Source organism: Alphaproteobacteria bacterium, assembly GCA_025800285.1.
In the GTDB taxonomy this organism is placed as follows: domain Bacteria; phylum Pseudomonadota; class Alphaproteobacteria; order JAOXRX01; family JAOXRX01; genus JAOXRX01.
Map to the genome: position 1 here is coordinate 51,459 of JAOXRX010000062.1, position 20,577 is coordinate 72,035.

Consider the following 20,577-nt stretch of genomic DNA (forward strand, 5'->3'; position numbering starts at 1 on the left):
GACTATAACTCAATTTTAAAAAAAAAGCTAGTATTTTTTTAAAAAAAATGCTATTTTTTTTGCAAATAATAAAAAAGTACAAAAAACAACCATTTAACGAAAAGGAAATTATGAAAAAAGGCAATTTAAAGGTAGTATCTTTCGGGTGTAGATTAAACACTCTTGAAGGAGAGATAATAAAACAGCACATAAAAGATATAGATTTTGATCTCTTGGTAATAAATTCATGCGGAGTTACTAACGAAGCAGAACGACAATTAAGACAATTTATAAGAAAAGAAAAAAGACTAAATCCATCTTTTAAAGTAGTTTTAACAGGATGTGCTTCTGAAATAAACAGAGATTCTTACGAAAAAATGCCTGAAGTTGACTATATAATACCAGCAATAGCTAAATTAGATGAAAATATTTGGTCAAACTTAGATTCATTAGAATCTTATGTTGAAGACATGGATTATATGCTACCACCTATTATAGATAATTTTACAGATAAACAAAGAGCTTATGTTCAAATACAAAACGGCTGTGATCAAGCTTGTACATATTGTGCTACAAGATTAGCAAGAGGAAAAGCTATATCATTTCCTCCTAGTTATATAGTAAAACAAATTGATGCTCTAAAAAAATACAATGAGATTGTATTAACTGGAGTCAATATATCTTCATATAATTATGAAGGAGCTAAGCTTAAAGACTTAATAGAGCATGTATTGGATAAATGTGATGTTCCTCGCTTAAGACTATCCTCTTTAGATATAGCAGATATAGATGATGACTTTATCCAACTAATAGAAAAAGAAAATAGAATCATGTCTCATTTCCATTTCTCATTACAATCTGGGGACAATACTATACTAAATAAAATGGCAAGAAGACACACAAAAGAAGAAGTATTAGAAAAAATTGAAAAAATAAGAGCAATCAGACCTGATGCTACATTTGGAGCAGATATTATAACTGGTTTCCCTACAGAAACAGAAGAAATGTTTGAAAACTCTGTAGATGTGGTAAGAAAGGGTAACATAGCTTTTTTACATGTATTCCCTTACTCTGAAAAACAAAACACTGTTGCTGCTAAAATGAAACAAATAGAAAAAAAAGTTCGTAAAGAAAGAGCAAAAAGATTAAGAAGAGTAGCTCACTCACTGATGTTTGATTATTTAAAAACAAGAGTTGGGAAAACTACAGATGCACTTATTGAAGGTGGATTTATAGCAAGAGCCGATGACTACTCTAGAATCGTATTTGATGGGGATGCAGAAGTTGGTAGCATACAAAAAATAAGAATATTAGAAGTAAACATAAACAATGTGTTAAGAGGAGAACTATGTTCAGAAAGCTAAAACTAAAAGCAGGACTAGAAAAATCTACAATCAAATTATCTCAAAATCTAAAAACAGCCTTTTTATCAAAAAAAGTTGATGAAGAAATGCTGGAAGAATTAGAAGATAGCTTAATAATGTCAGATGTAAGCTTTTCTGTTACAGAAAAACTTGTGGGAAACTTAGCAAAAATAAAATTTGGCAAAGAAGCAAACGAACAAGAAATAAAAAAGTTCTTAGCAAATGAAATCAAAACTATTCTAGAACCTATAGCTAAAGATTTAGAAATAGATGAAAGCAAATCTCCTTTTGTTATACTAATGATTGGGATTAATGGCTCTGGGAAGACTACATCTATAGGAAAAATAGCTAATAAACTAAAAGATGAAGGTAAAAAAGTAATGCTAGTAGCCGGAGATACCTTTAGAGCTGCAGCTGTAGAACAACTTGAAGAATGGGGTAAAAGATCTGATATTCCTGTTATGAAAAAAGAGATTGGCTCTGATGCTGCATCTCTAGTATATGAAGCTTATGAAACAGCAAAAAAAGAATCCACTGATGTATTAATTATTGATACAGCTGGAAGACTACATAACAATTCCAATTTAATGTCTGAATTAGAAAAAATACAAAGAGTTCTAAGCAAACACAATGAAGAGCTACCCCATAAAACTTTACTATCAATAGATGCGACCACGGGGCAAAATGCTATTGTGCAAATTGAAGAGTTTAATAAATGTATAAATATAGACGGCATACTGTTAAATAAACTAGACGGGACAGCTAAAGGTGGAGTAACAATTACTATCGCTGATAAATTTAAAAACATACCTATAAATTATTTAGGTATTGGTGAGCAAATAGATGATTTACAGAGTTTTAATCCTGATGATTTCGCTGAAGATTTATTAGGCTTATAAAAAGCAAATACAAACTATTTAATATAAAAACAAATCCCATATTTAATTATGGGATTTATATTTATAAATAAATATTCAATAAAAAAAAGATTATTTTCTTTTCTTAGTTCCTTGTTTAGCTTTATTTCTAGGATTTTTAGGATCAATAACGATTAATTGACCTTTTCTTCTAATTAGCTTACAAGTTTTACTTCTTTTCTTTAGAGTTTTTAAAGAGTTTACAACTTTCATTTTTCTAACTTTCTTTTGGTTTTATTTCAAATAGAGTTAATTTATATACTTTTTTTAAGAATAAGTCAAGAGAAAAGACTAAGTATATAAATAAAAAAGTAATGGACGGGCTGTAAGCCGGGTTCTGTCAAAGATAACTATTCATCTAGATTATACATTACTGCATAATTCTTGCAACCTACCTATCGGTTATAAGGTGTGGGAATACACCTAAAGAACGAATCTTTTCCCGTTAATTTGGTCTTGCTCCTGATAGGGTTTACCTTGCCTGTAACTATCACTAGCACAGCGGTGAGCTCTTACCTCACCTTTTCACCATTACCAACAAAAGCTGGCAGTCTATTCTCTGTGGCACTTTCCCGTAGATTACTCCAGCTGGCCGTTAACCAGTATCATATTCCCATGGAGCCCGGACTTTCCTCAAGCACTAGGTTTCCCAATTGTACCCGCAGTTATCACCCATCCATTTAACATAACTTATAACATATATTAAATTATTAGGCAATAAAAAACCGCCCTACTTTACAATAGGACGGTTTAATTTACTTAAAAAATAATGCTTAAATTATTTTTTAGCTTCTTCTTTTTCAGTTTTTGCTTTTGGTAATTCAACTATTGTTATTTTACCACCAGCTTTTTCAACAGCTTTAACAGCTGCTTCAGAAGCTTTTTGAACTTCTAGTGTTAATTTAGCTTTTAGCTCACCTTTTGCAAGGATTTTAACACCGCCGTTTTCTAATTTATTGATGATACCAGCTTCTTTAAGAGCTTTAGCATCTAATTTAGCACCGTCTTTTATTTTCTTTCTGTCAACAAAGTCTTGTAAAACAGTTAGGTTAACAACAGCATATCTAGTTCTATTGATTGGTGAGAAGCCTCTTTTAGCAAGTCTTCTGAACATATTTGTTTGACCACCTTCAAAACCATTTATAGACACACCAGATCTTGATTTTTGACCTTTTTGACCTTTACCAACTGTGTGTCCACCTTTACCAGAACCAATACCTCTACCAATTCTAGTTCTGTTTTTTCTAGCACCTTGATTATCTCTTAATTCATTAAGTCTCATGTTACTTCTCCTCTACGATAGTTACAAGGTGTTGAACTTTATTGATCATACCTCTAACAGATGGAGTATCTTCCAAAGTACTTACACGATGCATTTTGTTAAGTTTTAAACCAATCAAAGTAGCTCTTTGATCTTTAGTTCTACCAATTGGACTTTTAACTTGTTTAACTGTAATTGTTTTCTTAGCCATTTTTATGCCTCACTTTCAGAAGCTTCTTCAGCTTCAACTGCATTATTTTTACCAAGAACTTCACTTACTTTGATACCTCTTCTAGCAGCAACACTTCTTGGGCTTGACATTCTTTTGAAACCTTCAAAAACAGCTTTAACCATGTTATATGGGTTTGAGCTACCGTTAGATTTCGCAACAACATCTTGTAGACCTAAAGCTTCGAAAACAGCACGAACAGGACCACCAGCGATGATACCAGTACCTGAAGGAGCAGATCTCATAAATACTTTACCAGCACCAAAGATACCCATTGTATCATGATGTAAAGTTCTACCTTCTCTTAGAGGAACTCTAACCATTGCTTTTTTAGCATTTTCTGTAGCTTTTTGGATTGCTGGAGCAACTTCTCTTGCTTTACCAGAACCGTATCCAACTCTACCTTTACCGTCACCAACAACAACTAAAGCAGCGAAAGACATATTTCTACCACCTTTAACAGTTTTAGCAACACGGTTAATGCTTACTAATTTTTCAATTACTTCTGTATTTTTTTCATTTCTAGCCATCTTTATGCTCCTTAAAATTTTAAGCCAGCTTCACGAGCAGCGTCTGCAAGAGCTTTAACTCTTCCATGGAATAATAGTCCGCTACGATCGAAAACTACTTCTGAGATTTTAGCTTTAACAGCTCTTTCAGCAACTAATTTACCAACAGCTTCTGCTGCCATTTTGTTACCACCATTTTTCAAATTTAACTCTTTTTCTAGAGATGAAGCTGAAACTAAAGTTTTACCAGCAACATCATCAATGATTTGAGCATAAATGTGCTTAGATGAACGATTAACAGATAGTCTTACTTTACCTTTAGAAACTTTCTTAAGGTTAGCTCTAGATCTATCTTTTCTTCTTTGTCTTCTATCTTGTATTTTAATCATATTAAAATCTTTCTTAAATTTAAATTAAACAATAAAAAAACCATCCTATTTATTAATAGAATAGCGATTTAATGTCGTGATTTATGAGGAACAAATCTTCCTCGGGATTTTCAAACATTATTTTTATAACATTACTTTTAAAAAAATGCAAGCTTTTTATTTATACGAAAGCTAAAATATTAACAGTGCAATACCCGACAATATTATAGCCGCAGAAAGAGCTCTAATCTTATTGAATTTGTTTTTAATAAACATATACTCCAACATAAATATAACAACCAACTCTATACTACCAATACCCGCAACCTTACCTATTGGTAAAAACTTATATGAATACATTTGAAGAACAACAGCTATAGTTAGCAAGAATCCCGTAAAAACCAATGGAATTGCATGTTTTTTAGATAGATTTAATATTTTTCTTACATTTTTATGCCTAACTTTATAAAAAAACATAAAGAATAAAAACATTATAAAATAAATACTCCAAATAAATGATATAACTGACCCTTCTAATATAGCTTTCTTTGATACAACTCCAATTAAACTACTTAGTATCATAATTAACACAACAAGCAACCAACCAGATCTTCTAAAATGAAATCTTGATATTCTCTTAACTCTGCTTAATTCTAACAATACAGTTCCCGAAACAACAACAAACATACCTAATACATTTAATAAAGAAAAAGTCTCTTTAAGAAAAAGAACTCCCATCAATGCCATCAATAATGGAGTAGATGCATTTAAAACTGTAATGTAAGATATATCAAACTTTTTTAAAGCCCTGTAATAAAGCAAAGTTTTAGATATATTCAATATAGATAATAAAAAAACATAGAACAAGAATAGCCCATTAGATAAATAATGAACTTGATTAAAAAACAAAAGAGGTATTGTCAAAAATAACAAAGGAACCAAGTTTCTATACAATCCCATCAAAACATAATCTATTTTTAACTTAGATATAATTCTTTTATCATTTACCTTTTGGAAAGCATAAACGAAACCCATTAAAACTGCTAATAAATAAGACATCTAAACTCTTTTCTTTAAATCTAAAATTACAATGATATATAATGCTTCTCTTCTAATATAGAATTACACATTTCCCTATCTATTTCCCCTGATATATTTTGTTGAAAAATAAATTTAAAATCTTTGTAACTAACATTTTGCCCCAACATCCACATACACTTTGAGCACACACACTCTGGGCTCATATCAAAAGCTTCAATTATATTTAAATTCATATTCTTTTGCTCTAATATTTTATACTCTGTATAAGACGTAGTTCCTTCTTTACAAGCACTAGCAACAATAACAGGAATTTCTCTTCTTCTCAAATTTTCTAAAGTATTAACAAAATTATTTGGCAATATTCCAGTTCCTAAAACCATAAATATAACCGCTTTTAATCTATCATCAGATAATTCTTTTAAAAATTCAATATCCATATCTGGAGTTAAAGATAAACATAAAACACTGTCATCAAACCCCTTTTTAAAATCTGGAGCTATATCATGCCTTACATACCTATCATCGTTTCTTTTTGAAGATAATGATGAGAATATATTATTTGTTACAGCAAAGTCATCTTTATTAAAACTAGAAAAAGAATCCAAACTGATTCTAGAAGTTCTAGTTGCCCTAGTCCCTAATATTATTTTACTCCCGAACACAACAAAAACTCCCGATAGATTTGTTATAGCAACACAAAGTGAATTAATTAAATTAATTTTAGCATCTGTTTTAATCTCATATATTGAATTTCTTGCTCCAGTTAATATAATAGGCTTACCTAAGTTCTGAATAACAAATGAAAGAGCTGAAGATAAATACCCCATAGTATCTGCCCCTGTTGTAATGACAAAACCATCATATTCATTATATTTTTCTTCAATAATATTAATTATTTTATTCCACTTATCAAGTGTTACATTATGAGAAAAACCTTGAGAAACGACTTCTACATCCATAGAAGCTATATGATCAATACCTGGAACATGATTCATTATATCTTTTGCTACATCATTATCTTCAATCCTACTATCTAAGACAGGACTATCATCAACAGATGGCTTCATTGTTATCACACCACCACAAACCAGAACTAAAACTTTTTTATTAAACAATTTAATCCTCCTGTTTTTTTAAATTATACTTATACAAAATAAATAATTTTGCAAGAAAAAATTATTTTTTATAAAATAAAATGATTAAATAAATATTTAAGATTTAGAAAAATATATAACTCTGCTACTATCTTTTTTTCTTTTGATGAAAATGCCTTTTTTTCTAAGAGATGACTCTCTGAACTTATCATCTGCATTTTTTATGAATTTATCAAATTTTGCTTTATTAGTTGAGGTGTTAGCATTACCAGAAACACCCATTTCTCTAAAGTAAAATTTAACACCACTAGCTATAATAGATTTAAAATATTTAAAGTCTTTATGAGACATCGATCTACTATGATTATCAAAATGCTCTTCAACAGAGAATCTATCTTCTGACATTTTTATAGTGCTATTTCTCAGTTTAAAAGTTACATTTTGAATCTGATTATCATAAATTTGAACATGTATAGTTTTATTTTGCATTTTTACCTCTTATATAACTAATATTAAAAAGCTATAATATCATAAAAAAGAGCTTTTTTCAACAAAAGATATGTCATTTAGCATAAAAAATGCAGAAATTAATTTTAGCATCAAACATATGATTTATGATATAAAAAAACATCCATTAACAGGGATACTCCCTTAAATATAAAAAATATATTTATCTGAATTTTAGATTTGATTTCAACGACCGCGGTGTAAAATAAATTAACCATAAAAAAATCCCAACATAATGTCGGGATTTAGTTCTTTGGAAAGAAATATATTTATATAAATTTCAGATTTTGTTTCAATGGCCGTGGTGTAGAATACACTACATGAGTTAGCCATTGAAACAAAAAAATAAAATCTATAAAAACTATTTCTTTTTACCTTCTTTTCTGATAATAACTTCATCAGAGTATTTAACACCTTTACCTTTATAAGGCTCTGGTTTTCTCCATGCTCTGATATCAGCTGCTACTTGACCAACTTTTTGTTTGTCAGCACCAGATATTACTAATACAGTTGGTTTTTCAGCTTTAGCTTCAACACCTTCTGGTAACTCATAGTTAACATCATGTGAGAAACCTAAGTTTAGTTTTACAACTCTACCTTGAACTTGAGCTTTATAACCAACACCATTGATTTCTAATGTTTTTGAAAAACCTTTTGAAACACCTTCAACAAGATTATTAATTAAAGCTCTTGTTGTTGCCCACATTGGAGTAGGCTTTGCTTCATTTGCTGGTTTTACAACGATTTCATTTTCGTTTTTCTCAACAACAGCATCAGCATGTATAGGCATTGATAATTGACCTAATTTCCCTTTAACAGAGATTTCGTTATCAGCAATAGTAACTTCTACACCTTCTGGAATAGCTACAGGACGATTTCCAATTCTTGACATAATCTTCTACCCTCCTAAAATACTTTTGCTAGAACTTCGCCACCTAAGTGAGCTGCTCTTGCATTGTGGTCACTCATAACACCTTTTGGTGTTGATACGATACAGATACCAAGTCCGTTATAGTATTTTGGTAAATCTTTAATTTTTGAGTAAACTCTTCTTGAAGGTTTTGAAACTCTGTGAAGTTCTTTAATAGCACCTTCATCATCAAAGTATTTTAATACTACTGAGATTTCATCGAAACCTTTATCATTTTTAGCTACTGAATAATCAGAGATATAACCTTCTTCTTTTAACACTGCTAAAACAGACAGTCTTAGTTTTGAAGATGGACTTGTAATTGTTTTTAACTTAGCTTGCTGGCCGTTTCTAATACGAGCTAGCATATCGCCTAATGGATCTATAATTGCCATAATTTTGTGCTCCTTTCCTTACCAGCTTGATTTCTTAACACCTGGAAGTAAACCAAGTGAAGCTAATTTTCTTAAACATATACGACACATGCCGAATTTTCTGTAAACAGAATGAGGTCTACCGCATATACGACATCTTCTTTGATATCTAATTGGATTTCCATCTTTTGGAAGATTATTTAATTCTTGACAAGCTGCGAATACTTCAGCTGGATCACCAGATCTTTTAATTTTAGATTTGATTCTTGATCTTTTAGCTTGTTGCTTAAGAATTTTAACACCTCTTTTTTTATTTTTATCAGCCATACTTACTTTTGACATAGCTACCTCCTAATTTTTAAATGGAAGCTTGAACTTTGATAACAAAGCTTTTGCTTCTTCATTTGTTTTTGCAGTTGTACAAATCACAACGTTTAAACCACGGATTTGATCAACTTTATCAAAATCGATTTCTGGGAAAATTATTTGCTCTTTGATACCCATAGAGTAATTACCTCTACCATCAAAAGCTTTTCCTGAAATACCACGGAAGTCTCTAACTCTTGGTAAAGAGATAGTAACTAGTCTATCTAAGAAATCATACATTCTGTCTTTTCTTAGAGTAACTTTAGCACCGATTGGCATACCTTCTCTAAGTTTGAACTGAGCTATAGATTTTTTAGCTTTAGTAACAACAGCTTTTTGACCAGCAATTAAAGTTAGCTCATCAGCAGCATTTTGCACTTTTTTCTTATCATTAATTCCTTCACCAACACCCATGTTTAACACGATTTTAGTGATTTTTGGAATTTCCATAACATTTTTATAACCAAATTCTTCTTGAAGTTCTTTAGCTATTTTATCGTTATATAATTCTTTTAATCTTGATGTCATTTGCTATTCTCCTTAATCAATAACTTCGCCAGATTTTTTTGCAAATCTCACTTTTTTACCATCTTTAAGAACTTTAAATCCAACTCTTGTTGGTTTTTTAGTTTTTGGATCGATAATAGCAACATTTGAAACATCAATAGCCATTTCTTTTTCAACGATTCCACCAGCAGACATTGGAGATGGTTTTACATGTTTTTTCACCATGTTTACACCAGCAACAATAACTTTGTTATCTTTTGGTAGAGACTTAACAACTTCGCCTGTTTTTCCTTTATCTTTACCAGATAAAACAATAACATTATCACCTTTTTTAATTTTAGAAGCCATATTATAGCACCTCCGAAGCTAGTGAAACGATTTTCATCATACCAGGAACTTCTCTCATTTCTCTTGGGATAGGTCCAAAGATACGAGTACCAATCATTTCTTTTGAGTTTTTATTAAGAATAACAGCTGCATTATTATCAAACTTGATAGTTGAGCCATCTTTTCTTTTAATTTCTTTTGTAGTTCTAACTACAACAGCCATAACTACATCACCTTTACTTACTTTACCGTTTGGAGCAGCTTCTTTAACAGATGCCATAATGATATCGCCCACACGAGCATATCTTCTATGAGATCCACCTAAAACTTTAATGCACTGCACTCGTTTTGCGCCTGAGTTATCAGCAACGGTCAAGTTGGTTTGCATTTGAATCATATTTTTATTTCCTAATCATTATTAAATGCACGAATAAATGCAGACAGAAAAAAGAAATATTTTGTCAAGCAGTCAAATACCTATATGTATGTGACACTTGCCAAAACTTTTTTTGTATACATTTCTCGCACATTTTCTAACGATTAACCATGCAAAAATTGCAAACAAAATTCTTTTCAGCGAACACATTTTTAAACTAGTCTCTAATAACAATTAACCTTTCTTAGTTAGTTTTAAAAATATTTATAGATTATCTTAGAGTAATTCTAAAAAAATCTAACTTGTTGCCATTTTAAGGTTGACAAAACCTTTATTTTTTTCAAAAAAAGAATCTTAAGAAAAACCAGCTACAACTTAAATTGCACGATGTTAATCTTATTATTCTTTTATTATCAATGACTTAAGTAAGATGAAAACCTCACAAAAACCATCTATTTGATTAAAGAAAATATACTATATTTTAGATTAAAAGTCAAGAGAAATACAAAATTATATTTAGAGCGCCTAAGGATATATATTAGAAGAAATAGAGCTTTTTGAAGTTACAAGTAAATGATCTTTTGAATACTTTGATATATATTTTAATGCTAATTTTACTACATCAGAATCACTATCTTTTAACTTTTGCTTTACAGCTAAAAAAACTCTTTCATCATTTATCTCTGATGATAAAGATTTTAATGCAGACTCTCTAACAAAAAAATCATCATCATTTAAACTATTCAAAAGAGCTTCTTTAATATTTTTTCTATGAGATACAGGAGATAAAGCTTGTACTATATTTCTTCTTACATCTGCATAAGAGAATTCATCCCCTAATTCTTGCAGTAAACATTTTTGGACATTTTCATTATTTACATTATAAGAAAGAGATTTTATTGCAGCTCTCCTTATAAGAAAATCATCATGCCCTGCATTATACTTAATTTTATCAAAGATTTCTTTTTCACAACTCACTGGCGATAAAGCTATTAAAGCACACTCAAGCATATGAGAAGAAGATGTTTCATCAACAATCTTAATAAGAGCATCTCTAATCTCTCTATTATCTTTAACAAATAAAGATAATTCAGCAAATAACTCGTTTCTTTTTTCAGGAAAAAATATAGGATTTATGCTTTTTAACCTCTGCAGAAGGTGCTTGTGTTTATTTTTATCATTTTTCAATACTCTCTCCTCCATAAAAATCTCCTTAATAAACATTATAATAACATAAAAGAATAAAATTTTCAAATGTCTAATATTAAAGCATTCTAAGCCTTATTAAGCAAAGCAGAGTGAAGCATTAAGTTAACCAAGTTTCTTTTATTTATTCCAAAAGATTTAGACTGACATGGTAAATCACTAGTATTTGTCATCCCAGGCAATGTATTAACTTCTAATACATAAAACCTACCCTCTTCTGTAAGTATAAAATCAACTCTTGAAAATCCCGAGCAGCTTAACTCTTTAAAAGCTTTTACAGCTATACTCTTTATTTCATTACTTATAAAGCTATCTATATTTGCTGGAGATGTATGTATTAAAGCTCCTTCTGTATATTTATTATTATAATCATAATTACCATTTTTAACTTCAACCTCTAATATATCAGTTGCAAAAATATGATTATTTAACTGCAAAACACCTACAGTTAACTCTCTACCAATTAATAACTCTTCTATTATAGGCTTAGAATTGCAATTCTCCACCTCTTTTAATATAGTTTGCAATTCTTGTTTATTATTAGCTACACCAGAAGCAAGGCTTGAGCCCTGATCTATAGGCTTACAAAAAACAGGATAATTTATCTGACTAGAGTCAGAATATGACTTAGGAACTAAAACACCTGCTTTATTTAAATGTTTTTTAGTCTTCTCTTTATTCATACATAAAGAACTAGCTAATACTCCTGAGCCTGTGTAAGGAATTCCAATATTTTCTAGAATTGATTGAATATAACCATCTTCACCATATGTTCCGTGTAATGCAAGAAAAGCTATATCTATTTCAAAGCATTTGAGTTCACTTTTATAATCACCTTTTAAATCAACTATAAAAGAATTATAATACCCTAAACCTTTAAGAGCCTCATAACAATTCTCACCACTTTTAAGAGAAACTTTTCTTTCTCTTGATTTTCCACCACATATTACCGCTATTTTTGCATTTTTACTTATATCATTTAAATTATTTATAACATTTAAAAGTAATTCTTTTTCCATATAAAATCTCCTTAATAAATATTAATAACATTATATTAATAACTTTTTTAAATTCAATAATAAAAAAATAAATAAATTATTTATTGTCGCGGAGATGTATTAACTTCATAATAAAAAATTATATAGACTAAATATAAAAAAAGCCCCGCTATCGCTGAGGCTTTTATTATTTGTAATATCTAAAAAAAGTTTCTAACTTAATTTATTAAGTAATTTTTAAATTGATTTAGACTGTGAAGCGAGCCCTTGCCTATACATTAAAGTATTGCTATGAGGGTAAGCTTCACAAAAATAAATCAAGAATAAAAACTATTTAATAACTTTAAACTTTTTCTTTTTAGAAATTGGAGCACATTCTTCAATTCTAACAACATCTCCCACTTTACATGAATTATCTTCATCGTGAGCAGAATATTTTTTAGATTTCTTAACGAACTTCTTGTATAAAGGATGCATAACTTGTCTAGTTACTAGAACTGTTACTGTTTTATCAGCTTTGTCTGATACAACTTCTCCTTGTAGTATTCTTTTAGGCATTATTTTTCACCTTTCTTTTCTGATAATACTGTTTTGATTTTTGCTACAGTTTTTTTAACTTCGCTCATTCTAGCAGTATTTTCAAGTTGGCCACTAGCTTTTTGGAATCTAAGATTGAAAAGTTCTTTTTTCAAAGAAACGATTTCCGCTTTTAATTCATCGATGCTTTTAGCTCTAATATCTGTAATTTTCATTTTTAAATTCCCTTTCTAGTGGTTTCTAGTTATGAATTTAGTGTTAACAGGAAGTTTAGCAGAAGCTAAAGCAAAAGCTTCTCTTGCGATTTCTTCTTCAACACCGTCTAATTCAAACATAACTCTTCCAGGTTTAACTCTAGCTACCCAATGATCTACAGAACCCTTACCTTTACCTTGTCTAACCTCTAAAGGTTTTTTAGTCACAGGAACATCTGGGAAGATTCTAATCCATAATCTACCTTTTCTTTTCATGTGTCTAGTAATAGCTCTTCTAGCAGCCTCGATTTGTCTTGAAGTAATTCTCTCAGGAGAAAGTGCTTTAAGACCATAAGCCCCAAAGTTCAGAGTAGTTCCACCTTTAGCGTTACCATGAATTCTACCTTTATGAGCTTTTTTAAATTTAGTTCTTTTTGGTTGTAACATTTACTTCTCCTATCTTACTTTGCTATTTTTCATAGCACGATTGTCTCTAGCTTGAGGGTTATGTTCCATAACTTCACCTTTGAAAACCCAAACTTTAACACCGATGATACCGTATGTTGTTAAAGCTTCTGAGAAACCATAGTCAATATCAGCTCTTAGAGTAGCTAGAGGAACTCTACCTTCTCTGTACCATTCTGTTCTAGCAATCTCAGCACCGCCAAGTCTACCTGCACAGTTAATTCTGATACCACCAACACCTAACCTCATCGCTGACTGTTGAGCTCTTTTCATAGCTCTTCTGAAAGAAACTCTTCTTTCAAGTTGGTTAGCAATTGTTTCAGATATAAGTTGAGCATCTGTTTCTGGTTTTCTGATTTCGATAATGTTTAGAGCTACAGGAGTTCCAAATTTCTTAACGATTTTCTTTTTAAGAGTTTCGATATCTGCACCTTTTTTACCGATAATAATACCAGGTCTTGAAGTGTGGATATTTACTTTAACTTTATCAGCTGCTCTTTCGATTACAACTCTAGAAACACCAGCTTGCTTAAGTTCTTTTTTGATAAATTTTCTTAGCTCTAAGTCTTGGTGAATTTTATCTGCATAGTCTTCTTTACCTGCATACCAAAGACTTTCCCAAGTTCTGTTGATACCAAGTCTAAGACCGATTGGATTTACTTTTTGTCCCATTATTTTTTCTCCTCAACTTCTTTCACAACAATAGTAAGATTACTGAATGGTTTCAAAATTCTAGCACCACGACCTTTAGCTCTTGCTCTAAATCTTTTCATAACGATAGATTTACCAACGAAAGCTTCGCTCACGATTAATTTATCAACATTTAAGTTGTGATTGTTTTCCGCATTAGCAATAGCTGAGTTTAAAACAGCTTTTACTTCATTTGCAACTCTTCTTTTACAGAAGTCAAGAGCTCTTAAAGCTTCAGCGACATTTTTACCTCTAATTAAAGCTGCTACTAAGTTCATTTTTCTTGGGCTAGTTCTAATGTGTTTAGCAAAAGCTCTAGCTTCATTTTTCTCTACTCTTGGAGCATTTGTTTTCGCCATAACTAACCTCTTTTCGCTTTCTTGTCTGCACCGTGACCATAGTATGTTCTAGTCGGAGCAAATTCACCAAACTTATGTCCAATCATATCTTCAGTCACTAGAACAGGAATAAATTTCTGCCCGTTATGAACACCGAATGTTAGACCAACGAATTGTGGTAAGATTGTAGATCTTCTAGACCATGTTTTAATAACATCACTTCTTCCAGATTCTCTAACTTTCTCAGCCTTTTTAAGTAAGTAGCCATCAAAGAAAGGCCCTTTCCATATAGATCTTGTCATAATAAAATACCTTTCTATTTAGTTCTTCTTCTGATAATGTATTTATCAGTTCTCTTATTTTTACGAGTTTTGTAACCTTTTGTTGGAACACCCCATGGAGTAACAGGATGTCTACCACCAGAAGTTTTACCTTCACCACCACCGTGAGGATGATCTACCGGGTTCATAGCCACACCACGAACTTTAGGTCTATTACCTTTCCAACGGTTTCTACCAGCTTTACCCATATTTTGGTTAGAGTTATCAGCATTTGATACAGCACCAATTGTTGCCATACAATCTGAATGAACTAATCTTAATTCACCTGAAGTTAGTTTGATTTGAGAGTATTCTCCATCTCTACCAACTAGTTGAGCATAAGCACCAGCAGATCTAGCTAGCTGACCACCTTTTTTGATTTTCAATTCAACATTGTGAATAATAGTACCAACAGGTATACCTTTTAGAGGCATAGCATTACCAGGTTTAATATCAACTTTTTCACCTGCTATAACTTTATCGCCAACATTTAGTCTTTGTGGAGCTAAAATGTATGCTTTTTCACCATCTTTATACTCTATAAGAGCAATGAAAGCTGTTCTATTTGGATCATATTCAATTCTAGTAACTGTAGCTTCGATATCAAATTTTCTTCTTTTGAAATCAACAAGTCTATATCTTTGCTTGTGTCCGCCACCTTTACCTCTTACTGTAAGTCTACCTTGAGAGTTTCTACCACCAGTTCTTTTTTTACCAACTGTTAGAGATTTTTCAGGTCTACCTTTCCATAACTCAGATCTGTCAATTAACACTAATTGTCTTTGACTAGGAGTCATAGGTCTATATTTTCTTAAAGCCATTTAATTTTCTCCTTTTCTTAAACATTAGTGCCAAGATCAAGTTGAGCTCCGTCTTCTAATCTAACGATAGCTTTCTTGTAATCAGATCTTGTTCCTAGATGTCCTTTAAATCTTTTTGTTTTACCTTTAACGTTAACTGTGTTTACAGAAACAACTTTAACACCAAAGATGCTCTCAATAGCCTCTTTAATTTCAGGCTTAGTTGCTTTCAATGATACTTTGAATACAACTTGATTGTTTTCAGAACCCATAGTTGCCTTCTCGGTGATTACCGGAGAAAGAAGGATATCATAGCTTTTCGGGTTCACTTCTTTTTTCTTTACCATTTTAGTTTAGTCTTTCTTCTAATTTTTTAACAGCATCTTCTGTTAATACAAGAGTATCTCTTCTTAAGATATCATAAACATTTGCACCTTGAACTGGAAGAACATCAATTAATGGGATGTTTCTTACAGATTTAGCAAAGTTTGTATCAACTTCTTCACCACAAACAAATAAAGCAGAATTTAATCCTAATTTATTCATAGCTACAGCCATTTCTTTAGTTTTAATATTTTTAGCAACCGCTTTATCAAGGATTACTATTTTTTTCTCTTTTGCTTTTGCTGACAGAGCAGTTTTTAAACCTTTAATTCTGAACTTTTTAGTTAAGTCATGAGAATGAGATCTAACAACTGGACCGAAAGCAATACCACCACCTCTTCTTTGAGGAGCTTTTTTATTACCAGCACGAGCAGAACCTGTACCTTTTTGACGGAACATTTTCTTAGTAGTTCCAGCAACCTCACCTCTTTGTTTAGTTTTGTGGTTACCAGATCTTCTTTTAGCCAATTGCCAGTTAACCATTCTGTGAAGAATGTCAGCTCTTGGTTCCAAGCCGAAGATATCTTTAGATAAAGTAATATCTCCTACTTTTTCGTTTTGTAAATTTACTACTGCAAGTTTCATTTACTTACCTTTCTTTATTGTCTTCAATTTACTTGCCGTGAAGACTTCAGCAATATTTTAAGTTTCTCGTCCCTAGAATCGGTGCTCTAAGGATATGTTATCCAAGAAAGCTTAAAAGGTTTACCCAATTTTCACAACAAATAAAAAAGATTTTATCGTGCGAAAACAACATCTTAGCCCTTAATGTCATAAATACATCAGAGTTGTAAGATGTTGGGAGATTGAAATATAACACTAAATTATTAAAAATGCAAGCTTTTTTTAATAACTTATAATCGATATTATATTATATATTATTCAATCAAATACATCTCTCAAATAACAGCTTAATACAACTATAAAACAAAACTTATACCCCTACCCTTTCTTAAAAAGACTATATAAAGAATTCTAAAAAATAAAAAAAAAGAGTCGATTCAAAAATCGACTCTTTAATTATATAAAATAAATTATTTTTACATCGTTTTAAATTTTGAAAAACGAAAATAAAACTATTTATTCAGCTGTTGTTTCAGCTACTGCTTCTTCAACTGGAGCTTCTGTTTTTTCTTCTTTAACTGAAGCTTCTGTTTTTTCTTCTTTAACTGGAGCTTCTTTAACTTTTAAACCAGCTGGGAATGGTAGACCTTCTTGGTTTAGTTTTTTGATAGCATCTTTAACCAAAACGAATTTACCTTTTGATCCAGGGATACAACCTTTTACTAAAATTAAGCCTTCATCAGCATCTGTAGCAACAACTGTTAAGTTATGAGCAGTTCTTTGAACATCACCCATGTGACCAGCCATTTTTTTACCTTTGAAAACTCTTCCAGGGTCTTGACATTGACCTGTAGAACCGTGAGATCTATGTGAGATTGACACACCATGAGTAGCTCTTAAACCACCAAAGTTATGTCTTTTCATACCACCGGCAAAACCTTTACCAATTGATACACCAACAACATCTACATATTGACCTTCTACAAAGTGACTAGCACATAGCTCATCACCAATATTTAATAAAGCATCTTCTGACACTCTAAATTCAACTACTTTTTGCTTTGGTTCTACTTTAGCTTTAGCAAAGTGCCCTTTCATAGGAGCAGAAACATTTTTCAGTTTAGCTTTACCAGCACCAAGTTGAACAGCAGTGTAACCATCCTTTTCAGCTGTTTTTAAAGCAGTAACTTGACAGTTATCAACTTTAAGTACAGTTACAGGAATATGATTTCCGTCTTTATCGAAGACACGAGTCATACCTACTTTTTTTGCGATTAATCCTGTTCTCATCTTTTTACCTTTCGTTATTAATCATTTTCTGTTTTAAATTTATTTTACAACAAATCTAAACATTGATTTTTGAAGTATAAAACTTCATTTTTTAATTATATATTTATGTGAATAATTAGATGAATTAATCATATAATTATTACATAAACCTTATAATTTGATTTCAACATCAACACCAGCAGCTAGGTTTAGCTTAGATAAAGCTTCTATAGTTTGTGGAGTTGAGTTAACTATATCAAGCAATCTTTTATGAGTTCTCATTTCGAATTGCTCTCTTGAATTTTTGTTTACATGTGGACTTCTAATAACTGTAAACTTGCTAATTTTTGTTGGTAGAGGAATAGGACCCTTAACTTGAGCTCCTGTTCTTTCTGCAGTATTAACAATTTCACCAGTTGCTTGATCTAGAATTCTATGATCAAAAGCCTTTAGTGTAACTCTAATTGTTTGTGTTTCCATTATTATTTTCCTTTTTAAAATTTCAGGGATAGTAACATATTTTTCATAATCTTACAACCCCTAAATGAGTTAAAATTGAATGCTAGCTTGACTGATGCCAAGCTAGCATTTAAATATTATTTTCTTTTTTCTTTAATTTCTTCCATCACGTTAGCAGGAACTTTTTCATAATGATCGAATTGCATTGTGTATTGAGCTCTACCTTGAGACATAGATCTTAAAGTATTAATGTAACCAAACATATTTGCTAAAGGAACTTTAGCAGATATAACTTGAGCATTACCTTGAGCTTCCATACCAGCAACCTGACCTCTTCTTGAGTTCAAATCTCCGATAATATCACCCATGTACTCTTCTGGAGTAACGATTTCAACAGCCATCATTGGCTCAAGAATCACAGGGTTAGCATGAGGAATACCTTCTCTGAAGGCAGCTTTAGCAGCAATTTCGAAAGCCATAACAGATGAGTCAACATCATGATATGCACCATCTATAAGAGTTGCTTTAAAGTCAATTGTTGGATAACCAGCTACAACACCATTGTCCATTTGCATTTCTAGACCTTTTTGAACACCTGGGATATATTCTCTAGGAACATTACCACCAACAATTTTAGATTCAAATTCAAATCCAGAACCAACTTCACCTGGCTCAAGAATCAATTTAATTCTAGCAAATTGACCAGCACCACCAGATTGTTTTTTATGAGTATAATCAACTTCATAAGATTTAGTGATTGTTTCTCTATATGCAACTTGTGGAGCACCGATGTTTGCTTCAACTTTAAATTCTCTTTTCATTCTATCAACGATGATATCTAAGTGAAGCTCACCCATACCAGCGATAATTGTTTGTCCACTTTCGTGATCAACTTTAACTCTGAAAGAAGGATCTTCTGCAGCCAGTCTTTGTAAAGCTATTGACATTTTTTCTTGGTCACCTTTTGATTTAGGCTCAACCGCAATGTTAATAACTGGATCTGGGAATTCCATTCTTTCAAGAACAATAGGCTTATCAACTGCACATAAAGTATCACCTGTTGTTGTATTTTTCAATCCAACTAGAGCAACAATATCACCAGCATAAGCTTCTTTTATTTCTTCTCTTGAGTTTGAATGCATTAATAACATTCTACCAATTCTTTCTTTCTTACCTTTTACTGAGTTAAGAACATAAGAACCAGCTTCTAATTTACCTGAGTAAACTCTGAAGAATGTTAAGTTTCCTACGAATGGGTCGTTAGCAATTTTAAATGCTAGACCTGAGAAAGGAGCATCATCGCTAATTTCTCTTTTATCTTCTTTTTCTCCATCAACTGAAGTTCCTTCAACAGCATCAACATCAACTGGAGAAGGTAAGAAATCAACAACAGCATCTAACAATGGTTGAACACCTTTGTTTTTGAAAGCTGTACCTGAAAGAACAGGAACTAATTCATTATTAATAGTACCTTTTCTGATACATGCTTTTAGAGTTGCTTCATCTGGCATTACACCTTCGAAGTAAGCTTCCATAGCAGCATCATCTTGTTCAACAGCCATTTCAATCATTTTTTCTCTAGCTTCTTCTGCTTTAGCTTTTAATTCTTCACGAATTTCTCTTTCTTCATAAGAAGCACCTAAATCTTCAGCTGTCCAAACGATTTCTTTCATTTTGATAAGATCGATAACACCTTCGAATTCTGCTTCAGCTCCAATTGGTAATTGAATAACTAATGGATTACACCCTAGCCTTTCTACCATTGTTTGGATACAGTAATCAAAGTTAGCACCAATTCTATCCATTTTATTAATGAAACACATTCTTGGAACACCGTATTTATCTGCTTGTCTCCAAACTGTTTCTGATTGTGGTTGCACACCAGACACAGATTCAAAAACTGCAACAGCACCATCTAGAACTCTAAGAGCTCTTTCAACTTCAATTGTGAAGTCAACGTGACCAGGTGTGTCAATAATGTTAATTCTATGATCGTTCCAGAAACAAGTTGTAGCAGCTGAAGTAATTGTAATACCTCTTTCTTGCTCTTGTTCCATCCAGTCCATAGTAGCACCACCATCATGAACTTCACCGATTTTATAAGACTTACCTGTGTAATACAGGATTCTTTCTGTAGTAGTAGTCTTACCAGCATCGATGTGAGCCATGATACCAATATTTCTATAGTTTTCTAAACTAGTTTTTCTAGCCATAATTTAATAAC

General features: G+C 31.5%; 30 protein-coding genes and 1 other RNA gene. 2 read left to right on the forward strand and 29 right to left on the reverse strand.

The window, feature by feature from the left end; translation table 11 throughout:
• Nucleotides 1-110: 110 nt before the first annotated feature.
• Together mtaB and ftsY are read left to right on the forward strand one after the other, a co-directional pair.
• Nucleotides 111-1,343: a tRNA (N(6)-L-threonylcarbamoyladenosine(37)-C(2))-methylthiotransferase MtaB gene (gene mtaB / locus OIF36_03430; protein MCV6599512.1), complete on the forward strand. Its 1,233-nt coding sequence runs from the start codon at nt 111-113 to the stop codon at nt 1,341-1,343.
• Entirely contained in the window at nt 1,328-2,242 is a 915-nt protein-coding gene (gene ftsY / locus OIF36_03435) for a signal recognition particle-docking protein FtsY (protein MCV6599513.1), read from the forward strand. The genes mtaB and ftsY overlap by 16 nt, the downstream gene beginning before the upstream one ends.
• A 90-nt stretch (nt 2,243-2,332) precedes the next feature.
• On the opposite strand, the gene rpmJ is transcribed toward ftsY, so the two are convergent.
• The 29 genes from rpmJ to fusA form a co-directional block, all read right to left on the reverse strand.
• Nucleotides 2,333-2,473 carry a 50S ribosomal protein L36 gene (rpmJ, locus tag OIF36_03440; protein MCV6599514.1) on the reverse strand — a complete coding sequence of 47 codons (141 nt, stop codon included), beginning with the start codon at nt 2,471-2,473 and terminating at the stop codon, nt 2,333-2,335.
• Nucleotides 2,474-2,570: 97 nt separating this feature from the next.
• Nucleotides 2,571-2,940, reverse strand: an RNA gene (gene rnpB, locus OIF36_03445) — RNase P RNA component class A.
• A gap of 98 nt (nt 2,941-3,038) precedes the next feature.
• On the reverse strand, nt 3,039-3,542 hold the full coding sequence (rplO, locus tag OIF36_03450) for a 50S ribosomal protein L15 (GenBank protein MCV6599515.1): 504 nt from the start codon (nt 3,540-3,542) through the stop codon (nt 3,039-3,041).
• Between the two features lies 1 nt (nt 3,543).
• Entirely contained in the window at nt 3,544-3,732 is a 189-nt protein-coding gene (gene rpmD, locus OIF36_03455) for a 50S ribosomal protein L30 (protein MCV6599516.1), read from the reverse strand.
• Nucleotides 3,733-3,734: 2 nt separating this feature from the next.
• Nucleotides 3,735-4,280, reverse strand: a complete 546-nt coding sequence (gene rpsE / locus OIF36_03460) for a 30S ribosomal protein S5 (protein MCV6599517.1) — start codon at nt 4,278-4,280, stop codon at nt 3,735-3,737.
• A gap of 11 nt (nt 4,281-4,291) precedes the next feature.
• Entirely contained in the window at nt 4,292-4,648 is a 357-nt protein-coding gene (gene rplR, locus OIF36_03465; GenBank protein MCV6599518.1) for a 50S ribosomal protein L18, read from the reverse strand.
• Between the two features lie 171 nt (nt 4,649-4,819).
• Nucleotides 4,820-5,686: a DMT family transporter gene (locus OIF36_03470; protein MCV6599519.1), complete on the reverse strand. Its 867-nt coding sequence runs from the start codon at nt 5,684-5,686 to the stop codon at nt 4,820-4,822.
• A gap of 26 nt (nt 5,687-5,712) precedes the next feature.
• Entirely contained in the window at nt 5,713-6,783 is a 1,071-nt protein-coding gene (locus tag OIF36_03475; GenBank protein ID MCV6599520.1) for an asparaginase domain-containing protein, read from the reverse strand.
• A 96-nt stretch (nt 6,784-6,879) separates the two neighbouring features.
• A complete protein-coding gene (locus OIF36_03480) occupies nt 6,880-7,251 on the reverse strand; it encodes a hypothetical protein (protein MCV6599521.1) in 372 nt (123 codons plus the stop codon).
• 379 nt (nt 7,252-7,630) lie between these two features.
• Entirely contained in the window at nt 7,631-8,161 is a 531-nt protein-coding gene (rplF, locus tag OIF36_03485) for a 50S ribosomal protein L6 (GenBank protein MCV6599522.1), read from the reverse strand.
• A gap of 14 nt (nt 8,162-8,175) precedes the next feature.
• Nucleotides 8,176-8,574, reverse strand: a complete 399-nt coding sequence (rpsH, locus tag OIF36_03490) for a 30S ribosomal protein S8 (protein MCV6599523.1) — start codon at nt 8,572-8,574, stop codon at nt 8,176-8,178.
• Between the two features lie 18 nt (nt 8,575-8,592).
• Complete coding sequence (gene rpsN, locus OIF36_03495; protein ID MCV6599524.1) at nt 8,593-8,895, reverse strand: 30S ribosomal protein S14; 303 nt, start codon at nt 8,893-8,895, stop codon at nt 8,593-8,595.
• A gap of 9 nt (nt 8,896-8,904) precedes the next feature.
• Nucleotides 8,905-9,447 carry a 50S ribosomal protein L5 gene (gene rplE / locus OIF36_03500; GenBank protein ID MCV6599525.1) on the reverse strand — a complete coding sequence of 181 codons (543 nt, stop codon included), beginning with the start codon at nt 9,445-9,447 and terminating at the stop codon, nt 8,905-8,907.
• A gap of 12 nt (nt 9,448-9,459) precedes the next feature.
• The gene (gene rplX / locus OIF36_03505) at nt 9,460-9,774 is read right to left on the reverse strand and encodes a 50S ribosomal protein L24 (protein MCV6599526.1); all 315 of its coding nucleotides are present in this window, start codon (nt 9,772-9,774) and stop codon (nt 9,460-9,462) included.
• A gap of 1 nt (nt 9,775) precedes the next feature.
• Nucleotides 9,776-10,150, reverse strand: coding sequence for a 50S ribosomal protein L14 (gene rplN, locus OIF36_03510; protein MCV6599527.1), 375 nt, complete (start codon nt 10,148-10,150; stop codon nt 9,776-9,778).
• Between the two features lie 504 nt (nt 10,151-10,654).
• A complete protein-coding gene (locus OIF36_03515) occupies nt 10,655-11,332 on the reverse strand; it encodes a HEAT repeat domain-containing protein (GenBank protein MCV6599528.1) in 678 nt (225 codons plus the stop codon).
• A gap of 71 nt (nt 11,333-11,403) precedes the next feature.
• Entirely contained in the window at nt 11,404-12,354 is a 951-nt protein-coding gene (locus OIF36_03520) for a D-alanine--D-alanine ligase (GenBank protein ID MCV6599529.1), read from the reverse strand.
• A 309-nt stretch (nt 12,355-12,663) separates the two neighbouring features.
• Nucleotides 12,664-12,891, reverse strand: a complete 228-nt coding sequence (rpsQ, locus tag OIF36_03525) for a 30S ribosomal protein S17 (GenBank protein ID MCV6599530.1) — start codon at nt 12,889-12,891, stop codon at nt 12,664-12,666.
• Nucleotides 12,891-13,085, reverse strand: coding sequence for a 50S ribosomal protein L29 (rpmC, locus tag OIF36_03530; GenBank protein MCV6599531.1), 195 nt, complete (start codon nt 13,083-13,085; stop codon nt 12,891-12,893). Before rpmC ends, rpsQ begins: the two co-directional genes overlap by 1 nt.
• 15 nt (nt 13,086-13,100) lie before the next feature.
• The gene (rplP, locus tag OIF36_03535) at nt 13,101-13,511 is read right to left on the reverse strand and encodes a 50S ribosomal protein L16 (protein ID MCV6599532.1); all 411 of its coding nucleotides are present in this window, start codon (nt 13,509-13,511) and stop codon (nt 13,101-13,103) included.
• 9 nt (nt 13,512-13,520) lie between these two features.
• A complete protein-coding gene (rpsC, locus tag OIF36_03540) occupies nt 13,521-14,201 on the reverse strand; it encodes a 30S ribosomal protein S3 (GenBank protein MCV6599533.1) in 681 nt (226 codons plus the stop codon).
• Nucleotides 14,201-14,578, reverse strand: a complete 378-nt coding sequence (rplV, locus tag OIF36_03545) for a 50S ribosomal protein L22 (GenBank protein MCV6599534.1) — start codon at nt 14,576-14,578, stop codon at nt 14,201-14,203. Before rplV ends, rpsC begins: the two co-directional genes overlap by 1 nt.
• A gap of 2 nt (nt 14,579-14,580) precedes the next feature.
• Complete coding sequence (gene rpsS, locus OIF36_03550) at nt 14,581-14,859, reverse strand: 30S ribosomal protein S19 (GenBank protein MCV6599535.1); 279 nt, start codon at nt 14,857-14,859, stop codon at nt 14,581-14,583.
• 14 nt (nt 14,860-14,873) lie between these two features.
• Nucleotides 14,874-15,698, reverse strand: coding sequence for a 50S ribosomal protein L2 (gene rplB / locus OIF36_03555; GenBank protein ID MCV6599536.1), 825 nt, complete (start codon nt 15,696-15,698; stop codon nt 14,874-14,876).
• 17 nt (nt 15,699-15,715) lie between these two features.
• Nucleotides 15,716-16,024 (reverse strand): 50S ribosomal protein L23, encoded by a 309-nt coding sequence (locus tag OIF36_03560; protein ID MCV6599537.1) that lies wholly within the window; start codon nt 16,022-16,024, stop codon nt 15,716-15,718.
• 1 nt (nt 16,025) lies between these two features.
• Nucleotides 16,026-16,646 (reverse strand): 50S ribosomal protein L4, encoded by a 621-nt coding sequence (gene rplD, locus OIF36_03565; protein ID MCV6599538.1) that lies wholly within the window; start codon nt 16,644-16,646, stop codon nt 16,026-16,028.
• 495 nt (nt 16,647-17,141) lie between these two features.
• Nucleotides 17,142-17,915, reverse strand: coding sequence for a 50S ribosomal protein L3 (gene rplC, locus OIF36_03570; protein MCV6599539.1), 774 nt, complete (start codon nt 17,913-17,915; stop codon nt 17,142-17,144).
• Nucleotides 17,916-18,065: 150 nt separating this feature from the next.
• On the reverse strand, nt 18,066-18,374 hold the full coding sequence (gene rpsJ / locus OIF36_03575) for a 30S ribosomal protein S10 (protein ID MCV6599540.1): 309 nt from the start codon (nt 18,372-18,374) through the stop codon (nt 18,066-18,068).
• 116 nt (nt 18,375-18,490) lie between these two features.
• Nucleotides 18,491-20,566: an elongation factor G gene (gene fusA / locus OIF36_03580; protein MCV6599541.1), complete on the reverse strand. Its 2,076-nt coding sequence runs from the start codon at nt 20,564-20,566 to the stop codon at nt 18,491-18,493.
• Nucleotides 20,567-20,577: the final 11 nt, after the last annotated feature.

Bases quoted from the DNA above. Each gene is read 5' to 3' on its own strand.
- mtaB (MCV6599512.1), top strand. From the start codon at position 111: ATGAAAAAAGGCAATTTAAAGGTAGTATCTTTCGGGTGTAGATTAAAC.
- ftsY (MCV6599513.1), top strand. From the start codon at position 1,328: ATGTTCAGAAAGCTAAAACTAAAAGCAGGACTAGAAAAATCTACAATC.
- rpmJ (MCV6599514.1), bottom strand. From the start codon at position 2,473: ATGAAAGTTGTAAACTCTTTAAAAACTCTAAAGAAAAGAAGTAAAACT.
- rplO (MCV6599515.1), bottom strand. From the start codon at position 3,542: ATGAGACTTAATGAATTAAGAGATAATCAAGGTGCTAGAAAAAACAGA.
- rpmD (MCV6599516.1), bottom strand. From the start codon at position 3,732: ATGGCTAAGAAAACAATTACAGTTAAACAAGTTAAAAGTCCAATTGGT.
- rpsE (MCV6599517.1), bottom strand. From the start codon at position 4,280: ATGGCTAGAAATGAAAAAAATACAGAAGTAATTGAAAAATTAGTAAGC.
- rplR (MCV6599518.1), bottom strand. From the start codon at position 4,648: ATGATTAAAATACAAGATAGAAGACAAAGAAGAAAAGATAGATCTAGA.
- OIF36_03470 (MCV6599519.1), bottom strand. From the start codon at position 5,686: ATGTCTTATTTATTAGCAGTTTTAATGGGTTTCGTTTATGCTTTCCAA.
- OIF36_03480 (MCV6599521.1), bottom strand. From the start codon at position 7,251: ATGCAAAATAAAACTATACATGTTCAAATTTATGATAATCAGATTCAA.
- rplF (MCV6599522.1), bottom strand. From the start codon at position 8,161: ATGTCAAGAATTGGAAATCGTCCTGTAGCTATTCCAGAAGGTGTAGAA.
- rpsH (MCV6599523.1), bottom strand. From the start codon at position 8,574: ATGGCAATTATAGATCCATTAGGCGATATGCTAGCTCGTATTAGAAAC.
- rpsN (MCV6599524.1), bottom strand. From the start codon at position 8,895: ATGTCAAAAGTAAGTATGGCTGATAAAAATAAAAAAAGAGGTGTTAAA.
- rplE (MCV6599525.1), bottom strand. From the start codon at position 9,447: ATGACATCAAGATTAAAAGAATTATATAACGATAAAATAGCTAAAGAA.
- rplX (MCV6599526.1), bottom strand. From the start codon at position 9,774: ATGGCTTCTAAAATTAAAAAAGGTGATAATGTTATTGTTTTATCTGGT.
- rplN (MCV6599527.1), bottom strand. From the start codon at position 10,150: ATGATTCAAATGCAAACCAACTTGACCGTTGCTGATAACTCAGGCGCA.
- OIF36_03515 (MCV6599528.1), bottom strand. From the start codon at position 11,332: ATGGAGGAGAGAGTATTGAAAAATGATAAAAATAAACACAAGCACCTT.
- OIF36_03520 (MCV6599529.1), bottom strand. From the start codon at position 12,354: ATGGAAAAAGAATTACTTTTAAATGTTATAAATAATTTAAATGATATA.
- rpsQ (MCV6599530.1), bottom strand. From the start codon at position 12,891: ATGCCTAAAAGAATACTACAAGGAGAAGTTGTATCAGACAAAGCTGAT.
- rpmC (MCV6599531.1), bottom strand. From the start codon at position 13,085: ATGAAAATTACAGATATTAGAGCTAAAAGCATCGATGAATTAAAAGCG.
- rplP (MCV6599532.1), bottom strand. From the start codon at position 13,511: ATGTTACAACCAAAAAGAACTAAATTTAAAAAAGCTCATAAAGGTAGA.
- rpsC (MCV6599533.1), bottom strand. From the start codon at position 14,201: ATGGGACAAAAAGTAAATCCAATCGGTCTTAGACTTGGTATCAACAGA.
- rplV (MCV6599534.1), bottom strand. From the start codon at position 14,578: ATGGCGAAAACAAATGCTCCAAGAGTAGAGAAAAATGAAGCTAGAGCT.
- rpsS (MCV6599535.1), bottom strand. From the start codon at position 14,859: ATGACAAGATCTATATGGAAAGGGCCTTTCTTTGATGGCTACTTACTT.
- rplB (MCV6599536.1), bottom strand. From the start codon at position 15,698: ATGGCTTTAAGAAAATATAGACCTATGACTCCTAGTCAAAGACAATTA.
- OIF36_03560 (MCV6599537.1), bottom strand. From the start codon at position 16,024: ATGGTAAAGAAAAAAGAAGTGAACCCGAAAAGCTATGATATCCTTCTT.
- rplD (MCV6599538.1), bottom strand. From the start codon at position 16,646: ATGAAACTTGCAGTAGTAAATTTACAAAACGAAAAAGTAGGAGATATT.
- rplC (MCV6599539.1), bottom strand. From the start codon at position 17,915: ATGAGAACAGGATTAATCGCAAAAAAAGTAGGTATGACTCGTGTCTTC.
- rpsJ (MCV6599540.1), bottom strand. From the start codon at position 18,374: ATGGAAACACAAACAATTAGAGTTACACTAAAGGCTTTTGATCATAGA.
- fusA (MCV6599541.1), bottom strand. From the start codon at position 20,566: ATGGCTAGAAAAACTAGTTTAGAAAACTATAGAAATATTGGTATCATG.